6 protein-coding genes are annotated in these 7,903 nt (G+C 64.1%); 3 read left to right on the forward strand and 3 right to left on the reverse strand.

Annotation, left to right across the window (positions count from 1 at the left end):
- From DAT37_RS35985 to DAT37_RS35995, 3 genes are all read right to left on the reverse strand, one after another.
- On the reverse strand, positions 1-1,207 hold a 1,207-nt coding region (locus tag DAT37_RS35985), incomplete at its 3' end, for a hydantoinase B/oxoprolinase family protein (RefSeq protein ID WP_232840212.1).
- Positions 1,207-3,315, reverse strand: a complete 2,109-nt coding sequence (locus DAT37_RS35990; RefSeq protein ID WP_109529418.1) for a hydantoinase/oxoprolinase family protein — start codon at positions 3,313-3,315, stop codon at positions 1,207-1,209. The genes DAT37_RS35990 and DAT37_RS35985, both read right to left, overlap by 1 nt.
- 53 nt (positions 3,316-3,368) lie before the next feature.
- Complete coding sequence (locus DAT37_RS35995; protein WP_109529419.1) at positions 3,369-4,457, reverse strand: cupin domain-containing protein; 1,089 nt, start codon at positions 4,455-4,457, stop codon at positions 3,369-3,371.
- Between the two features lie 193 nt (positions 4,458-4,650).
- Here DAT37_RS35995 and DAT37_RS36000 point away from each other — a divergent pair, with 193 nt between their 5' ends.
- The 3 genes from DAT37_RS36000 to DAT37_RS36010 form a co-directional block, all read left to right on the forward strand.
- On the forward strand, positions 4,651-5,565 hold the full coding sequence (locus DAT37_RS36000) for a LysR family transcriptional regulator (RefSeq protein ID WP_198654611.1): 915 nt from the start codon (positions 4,651-4,653) through the stop codon (positions 5,563-5,565).
- A gap of 517 nt (positions 5,566-6,082) precedes the next feature.
- Positions 6,083-7,498 (forward strand): FAD-binding oxidoreductase, encoded by a 1,416-nt coding sequence (locus DAT37_RS36005; protein WP_109529420.1) that lies wholly within the window; start codon positions 6,083-6,085, stop codon positions 7,496-7,498.
- 124 nt (positions 7,499-7,622) lie between these two features.
- A partial coding sequence (locus tag DAT37_RS36010; protein WP_109529421.1) for a putative quinol monooxygenase occupies positions 7,623-7,903 on the forward strand: 281 nt, incomplete at its 3' end.

The raw sequence follows: 7,903 nt of genomic DNA on the forward strand, positions 1-7,903 counted from the left end.
TCTCGTGCGTGTCGAGCATCTGTGACAGGCATTCGATCGCGACGTTGGTGGTGGCCCATGACGAGGCCACGGAGCCCTTGCCGACCGCCGCGGGGAACGTCGCGTTGTTGAGTGTTCCGGGTTCGCTGACGATGCTGACGCATCGCATCAATCCGCCTGGCGCCCAGGGGATGTCACCACACAGCAACGGCATCAGCGCCGAGAGGATGCCACCGTAGAGACCGGTGTAGGTGCAGTTGATCATTCCCGATTGGGGATCGGTTCCGGTGAAGTCGAACCGCAGGTCGCTGCCGGCCTTGGTGAGGGCCAACCGGATTGCGTACAGTCCTCGGTCGCCGGTGCCGGATTGTTCCTGGTAGTTGACCGCACTCCAGGTGCCGTCCGGAATCGCGGCGAGCTTGTCGCGAAGGCGTTGCTCGGCGTCACGCATCTGCCGTTGCATCACCTTCTGCACCGTGTCGCCGCCGAATTTGTCCAGCAGCGCGGCCAGACGTTCGTGGCCGACCAGGTTGGCGCCCACCTTGGCCCGCAGGTCGAGGGCCACCAGTTCGGGCAGCCGGGATCGCCGCAGGTAGGCCTGCTCGGCGTCGCGCTGGATCCGACCGCCACGCACCACTTTCACCGGCGGCATCGGAAGCGATTCCCAGAACACGTCCCGCGCTCGCGGTGTCCAGCTGCCGGGGCTTACTCCGCCGACGTCGAGCTGATGGGCGACCGCGGCGGTCCACCCGAACAGGGTTCCTTCGTGGAACACGGGCGCGAACAAGGCCACATCGTTCTGGTGCAGTCCGCCACCGACCCAGGGATCGCTGCACAAGAACATGTCTCCGGGTTCGATACCGGGGTTGTCGGCGCGGTTGCGGAGGATCCAGCCGATGGCCAGGCCAATCGAGGCGACCAGCTGGGTGTTGTAGGGACCGACCTGAACGATGTTGCCGTAGGGGTCGGTCAGTGCGACGTCGAAGTCGTTGGTGTCGGTCACTGCCAGCGATCCGCTCATCCGTCGCAGCGCGTCGCCCATCAGATCGGTGATCGCGTAGATGCGGTTGCGAACCACCTCGTAGGTCAGCGCCGGCACATCGTCTTCGAGATCGGTGGCGTAGAGCTCGAGGCTTTCCGGCAGGTCGGCAAGGATCTGCTCGCGGGTGTAGGGCCGACTCTGGAAGACTTCCGAGCCCGGTACCGGTGTCAGCGGCATGGCGGACATCACGACCTCCAGTCGTCGAGGTGGAGAACGATGTTGCGCAGTGCGTCGACGCGGGCAGTCGCGCCGCGCGGGACGACGACGGTGGTGGTGCCCGCCTCGACGATGGCCGGACCGGTCAGCGTGTGGCCGTGGGTGAGCCGTCGGTAGTCGTAGATGGTGGTGGCCTCCCAGCCGATGCGGGAGTCGAGGAATACCCGGCGGGTGCCACGCACCGCGACACCGGTGTCCTGCTCGGCGATTTCGGTCACCGTCGGCAACTGCGGCTTGAATCCGACTCGGCCGACGCCGAACACGCGGTGGTTGATCAGCTGACAGCCTGCCTCCCGGTAGCCGGTTCCGGCGCCGAAGAGCTTTGTGTAGAGGTCTTCGAAGTCGGAGATCACTTGCTCGACGTCGGTGTCGCTGAGTTCGCCGCCCCGCACGGGGGTGGGCACCTCGAACATTTGGGCCGTGTATCGGATATCGAGCTCGCGGCGCATCTCGATCTCGGTGAACGGCATGTCCTGGGCCTGGAGGCGTTCGTGCAGCGACTGCTCGAGGTGGGCGAACTGGCGGTGTACGCGCGCAGCGTCGAAGGGATAGGACGCCGGGTCCGACAGTTCCGCCGACAGCACGACGTCGGAGGTCGTCAGGCCGTAGGCCGAGAAGGCATTGGTGTCGCCGAGCGGAATGTAGATCTCCTGGATACCCAGGTCCGCGCCGTAGGCGAAACAGTGCGCAGGTCCTCCGCCACCGAAGGCGTAGAGCACGAAATCACGGGGATCGTGTCCCTGCCCGACGACTACGCTGCGGAGCAGATCGGCGGTCTGAGCGTTCTGGATCTCGAAGATGGCCGCGGCGGCCTCCTCGATCCCGAGCCTGAGAGGTTTGGCGATATGGGTGTCGATCGCCTGCCGGGCGCGCTTCACGTCGAGCTTGCGGGTGCCTTCGGCGAACGTGTGGGGGTCGAGGATGCCGAGCACGAGGTTCGCGTCGGTGACGGTGGGTTCGAATCCTTCCTGGCCATAGCAGGCCGGGCCGGGCCGCGCGCCGGCGCTGCGGGGCCCCACCCGCAGGTTGGCGCCGTCCAGCCAGGCGATCGCACCGCCGCCGGAGCCGATCGAGGTGACCTTCATCATCGGTGTGCTGATGGTGAACTGGTTAAGCGTCGTGGTGCTGGCGAACGCTGGCTCACCGTCGACAACCAGGCCGACCAGAAAGGTCGTGCCCCCGATATCGGAGGTGATGATGTTGCGGTGGCCCAGCATCTGGCCGAGGTTTCGGGCACCGACCACCCCTCCGGTCAGGACCGACCCGATGGTGGTGATGGCCTGCGTCGGCGCGTCCTGGGCGGAGACGCTGCCGCCGCTACCCTGCATGACCATCAGCGGGCCGCGCAGACCACGCGCGGCCAATTCGCCCTGTAGCGGTGCGAGGTAGGTCTGCAGCGTGGGGCCGACCTGGGCGTTCATCACTGTGGTGACGGTGCGGGTGTACTCGCGAATCTTGGGCGCCACTTCGCTGGACAGGCACACGTAGGTGTCCGGAGATTCCTGTTCGATCAGCTTGCGAAGCCGCTGTTCATGTTCGGGGTTGACGAACGACCACAGCAGGCTCACTGCGATCGCGTCGACACCGTCGGCGATCAGCTCTCGGATCGCGGACCGTGCTTCGTCCTCATCCAGGGGGGCCACCACGTCGCCCTGGTAGTCGATGCGTTCGGTGATCTCTTTGACCATCCGCTTCGGGATCAGCGGCGGCGGTTTTCGGGTAGCGGTGACGTCTTGGATTTCGTGCGAGCCCAGTCCGGCATAGCGACCCTCGACATTCATGATGTAGATCGAGTCGCGGTGGCCCTTGGTCGTGAGCAGACCGACCCGGGCGACGTTGCCGGTGACCAGCGCGTTGAGCGCCGCGGTGGTGCCGTGGCAGATGAAGTCGACATCGGCCAACTCCTGCTCGCGCGGTCGGCCCAGCTTGCGGCCGATTTCGTCGACGGCGTTGAGCAGCCCTTCGGCGAAGTTCGGCGGGGTGGATGGCACCTTCGCTGTCGTGACGTTGCCTTTGTCGTCACCGAGAAACGCGTCGGTGAACGTGCCGCCGATGTCGATTCCGAGGATGGAAGCCACGTTGGTTCCTTAAGCAATCGAAAAGGTGGAACTACCCATGGGAATTCGGGTGGTCAGTCGCCCGCTTCGCGTGGCCCGACATAGCCGGTCTGGCCCGCCTCCGCACCTAGGGTGAGAATGGGTCCGTACATGTCCTCCTGCCAGATCAACGACTCCATGGCGATCTGCAGCGGGTGGTCCTGCACGGTGAAGACGCCGCAACCCTCCGGGCCGGGATGGTGCGAGTGCTCCCGCCATCCCGGTGCGGACAGCAGCAGATCGCCCGCTGCCCAATCGATTTCCTCCCCGTCGACGACACTGCTGCCCGCTCCGGAGAAGTGGTAGTTGATCGCCATCGAGGTGTGCCGGTGCCCGCGGTCGACCCGTCGAGCCGGGGTGCCCGCGGGCATGCGCGCGGCGGTGACGAAGAAACTGTGTGTGGCGCCCTGCCGTCGCCCGGTCGCCGGGTTGTACAGCGCCATGATGGTGCGCTTACCGTCGCCGACCTCACTGGACAAATGCCGGGTCACCTCGGTCCACGGCCAATTCAGCGCATCGTTGGGCACGGCTTCGATGTCGACGAGGAATTCATATCCGCGCATTCTCGCACCCGAATCCGCGATTGGAAAATCCGGAGCTTTTTCACGGGTGTAGTCGCCGTCCGTTGCGCTATTACCGGAGGCCGCTGCCCGTCCCTCCGCGCGACCGATATCCGGTTCGGCATCGTCGCCGGTGAGCTGTTCCGCATAATGGACGCCGAGTTTGGTCAGCAGCGGCGCGTTGGAGTAGCTCAACCGCACCCAAAGATCGCTGCTGTCGTTTCGGTGCCGGTAGGCCTTCATGGACGGAATGGTGCACACGTCCAGTTCGCGGAGCCCGAAGGTCTGGCCACCGGCCTCGACCGTTCCGGCCCCTCGGATACCGATCTCGACCTGGCTCGAGTTACGGCGTACGACGACCGTCTGCTCTCCTGGCTTGAGCACCTCGATCGTGACGTCCACGCCCGGCGCCAGCCCCAAACCGGGGTCGGTGGAGAGTGGGTGCACGATCGAAGCGGCCCGGCGTCCGTCCAGGCCGGATTCACCGTCAGCGAGCCGCTGGATTTCCTTTTCGATCTCGGCCGAGGAGATCTTCAACGGCGACCATGGGTTCGGGCTAGGCACCTGCTGATCGGATACCTGGACAAATCGCGCACAGACACCCGTATCGCGCGCGGAAGTACCGGAAGTGGTCACGATGATCCTCCTTGGCCCTGGCGGAGACCTTTTGTCTGGTTTGTGGAAGTAGACAGACTCTAAGAACTGTTGTGATATAAATCCATTAGCAGTTTTCCGAGGAGCTCATAAGAGATCGGTTATGTCGATGGAGGCTCAGCTATCGCTCCGACGGCTTGAGGTGTTCTGCCTGGTTGTCGAGGAAGGAGGGGTCACCAGGGCAGCGGAACGGCTGATGGTGGCCCAGCCCGCGGTGTCCAGCCAACTGCGGGCGCTCGAGCAGTGGCTGGGTGCCAAACTGTTCGTGCGCGCATCGACCGGTCTGGTTCTGACCGAGGCCGGGCAGCGGGCGTACCTATGGGCGAAGGAGATGCTTGCCCGCAGCGTGCGTGTCCGCCGCGACATCCGGGAACTGGCGCTCGGCGTCGGTGGCAGCGTGGTGATCGCGTCAAGCATGGGCGTCGGAAGCTATCTCCTACCGCCGATAATGACCCGCCTGCGCGAACGCCGCACTGGCGCGGAGATCACCGTGCACATCGCTCAACCCGAACAAGCACGGCACCAGGTGGAGATCGGTGAAGCGGACTTCGCTGTGCTGAGCTGGCACGACCACGATCTGCCCGGAGCCATGCGGCTGGAGAAGTTGCGAGACGAGCCGCTGGTGCTGTGCACGAGCCCGGACGGGCCGCTGCAACAGCGGACGATCACAGTCGCCGAGCTGGCCGAGATACCACTCGTCGGCGTGCCCCGCCAGGTCGCCTACCAGCAGGCGGTCGATGCACAGCTACGCGACCTCGGCGTCAGCAACCTCAATTTCGTTATCCGGCTCGGCCACGCCGAACCGATCAAGCAAGCGGTCATCGAGCACGGCTGGGCCGCGCTGTTCCCGCAGTACTGCGTCGAAGGGGAACTTTCAGCAAACCGCCTGCGTCGCATCGACATTGTCGATGCCACCATCCATGAACCCATCGCGTTGCTCTACCGCCCCGACAATTACTTCTCACCACTGCAGCAAGCCGCGCTCGATGCGATTCGTGCGGCAGTCGCCCCGGCATGAGCTGCAGGAACCCCATCGTGAACCGCCGAGTGGCCGGTAACCAGCCAGTTTTGATCGCCCGGTGGCTTCGCTGATGGGTCCGCCGAGTGCATCGAGGCCGCATGCCATCCGGGCTCAGGTCGCCAGCGTGCTCAGCCAGCGTCCAGCCGTTCTTCCGTGGCAGCTCCGCCAGCAGGCCGGACACGAACGCGCCGCCCGCCACCGGTCAGCGCTACGCTACGGCCCGCGGCCACCGTTCGCTGCAGGGTGGACGCGTGCGGTGACCGTCTCGTGCGGAGTTCTCGTCGTCCACCTCATATCCAAACGCTTATGGAGCCATCAATGATTCTGTAGTTGCGCTGGGCGTGGTCTCCGAATTTACTGACCTGAACGTCGTTCGTGCTGTCTGTCCTGACGAAGCGCGAACTATAATCCGGCCCCGCATGGAGAATCCGCCCGTGCAGGTTGGTTGAACTGCCGAACGGTTTGGCCTCCTCAGCACCCACAGCGATTCTCAGCAAAGTACAGGAGCTCACCGATGAGCGTTGAGTACACCGACGGTCGCCAGTTCGCCGGCGAGCTATGGATGCCCGGCGACCCCGGCTACATGGAGTCCTGCTTCCATAGGGTCTATCATTCACGGCTTCCGGCGCGCCTTCCCGCAGCGGTATTGCGCGCTGCGAACACCGATGATGTCGTTGCGGGTGTGCATCTGGCGCGCGAGCGGGGATGGATCGTTGGTTTGCGGTCCGGTGGGCACAGTTTTCCGGTATGGGGAGTCCGCGAGGGCGGCCTATTGATCGACTTGGCGAATCTGAATGACATGTCGTTCGACCGGGAGACCGGGATCGTTCGCGTCGGCCCCGCCATCGCAGGTGGCCGCGAATTGAACCCGTACCTCGAGCAATTCGGCATGTTCTTTCCCGGCGGAGGTTGCTCCGACGTCGGCCTGGGAGGGTTCCTCCTGCAGGGCGGAATCGGATGGAACTTCCGCGGTTGGGGATTCTCCGCCGAACAGATTGTGGCCATCGACGTGGTGACCGCCGACGGAGAGTTGGTACATGCCGATGAGAAAGAGAACAGCGACTTGTTCTGGGCGGCAAGGGGTGCCGGCCCCGGTTACTGCGGTGTGATTACGAACTTCTACCTTCGAACCCGTCCGCTGCCGCAGGGACTGTCGTCCACCCTGCAGATCTTCTCTGCTGACGACTATGCCGATGTACTCGACTGGCTGTGCGCCGAACAAGTGAATTTCGACCCTCTGGTCCATCTGGTGGCGATCTCGTTGGTTCCCCAGTTCCCGATCCCCGGTCATCGAGACGGCGAACTCGGGTTCGCGATTTGGGCAGTAGCGTTCTGCGATTCGATGGAGGAAGCCGATGCCGCTCTGCGGCCCATCATCGGAGGACCATTCGCGGAGAAGGCAGAACACACCGTGCCACCGCACCCGACCACGCTCGAGGCGGAATACGCTTTCGTCGACTCCAGTCATCCGCCGAATCGGCGTTACCGGGTGGACTCGGCGTGGGTCGAGGGCTCGCCAAAGGCCATCACGTCGGCCAGCACCCGTCTCGTGCTCGAGCGCCCACGAAATGAGCCAGGACACACCTTCTTTCAATTCGCGCTCCCTAGACAAGGTCCCGACATGGCGATGTCCTTGCGGACGAATGTCATGGTCGGTGCATACATCATCTACCAGGACGCTGCCGACGACGACCGGTACCAGGATTGGCTGTTGTCGGCTATGGGGGAGCTAGAGCCGCTTACCATCGGCCAGTACTGGGGTGATTCGGATCAGCAGGTCAGACGGGTGAAGTGTTTGACCGATGACGCGTGGAAACGACTGCGCCGCATCAGAGCAGAGCGAGATCCCGACGGTGTCTTCGCTGACTATCTCGCCGGATCTGTTCCATTCGACAATACGAACGAATGGCAGACCGAAGGCTCCAGCTAATCCCACTCGTCGTCAACATATGCCCGTTCATCGAAGTGGTGCCGCGCACCAGCGTCGGTAAGTGAGACAAGAAGACCATCCGTGCGCGCTACGGCGAGTACGCCTACGAAGGGATGGAGACAGCATGGCCGATATCACTGCGTCGCCGAGCGACGCCGACGTTCAACACCCGCCGCCCGTGGTGCAGTACGTGTACCTCGAGTCCGACCCGGCACGACGATCCGAGATGAGCTCGCTGCTAATTGCCAGCGCTGCCAAGGTGGGCACGGAGCCTGGGTGCATCAAGTATCGGGTCAGCGCCGACATGACGAAACCCGGCGCATTCCACCTGTTCGAACATTGGCGGACCGAGGAGGATCTCGGTCGCCACGAGTCCTCCCCCCAGACTCGGGAAATGCTTGGACG

Source organism: Nocardia aurea (assembly GCF_003123685.1).
GTDB classification, from domain to species: domain Bacteria; phylum Actinomycetota; class Actinomycetes; order Mycobacteriales; family Mycobacteriaceae; genus Nocardia; species Nocardia aurea.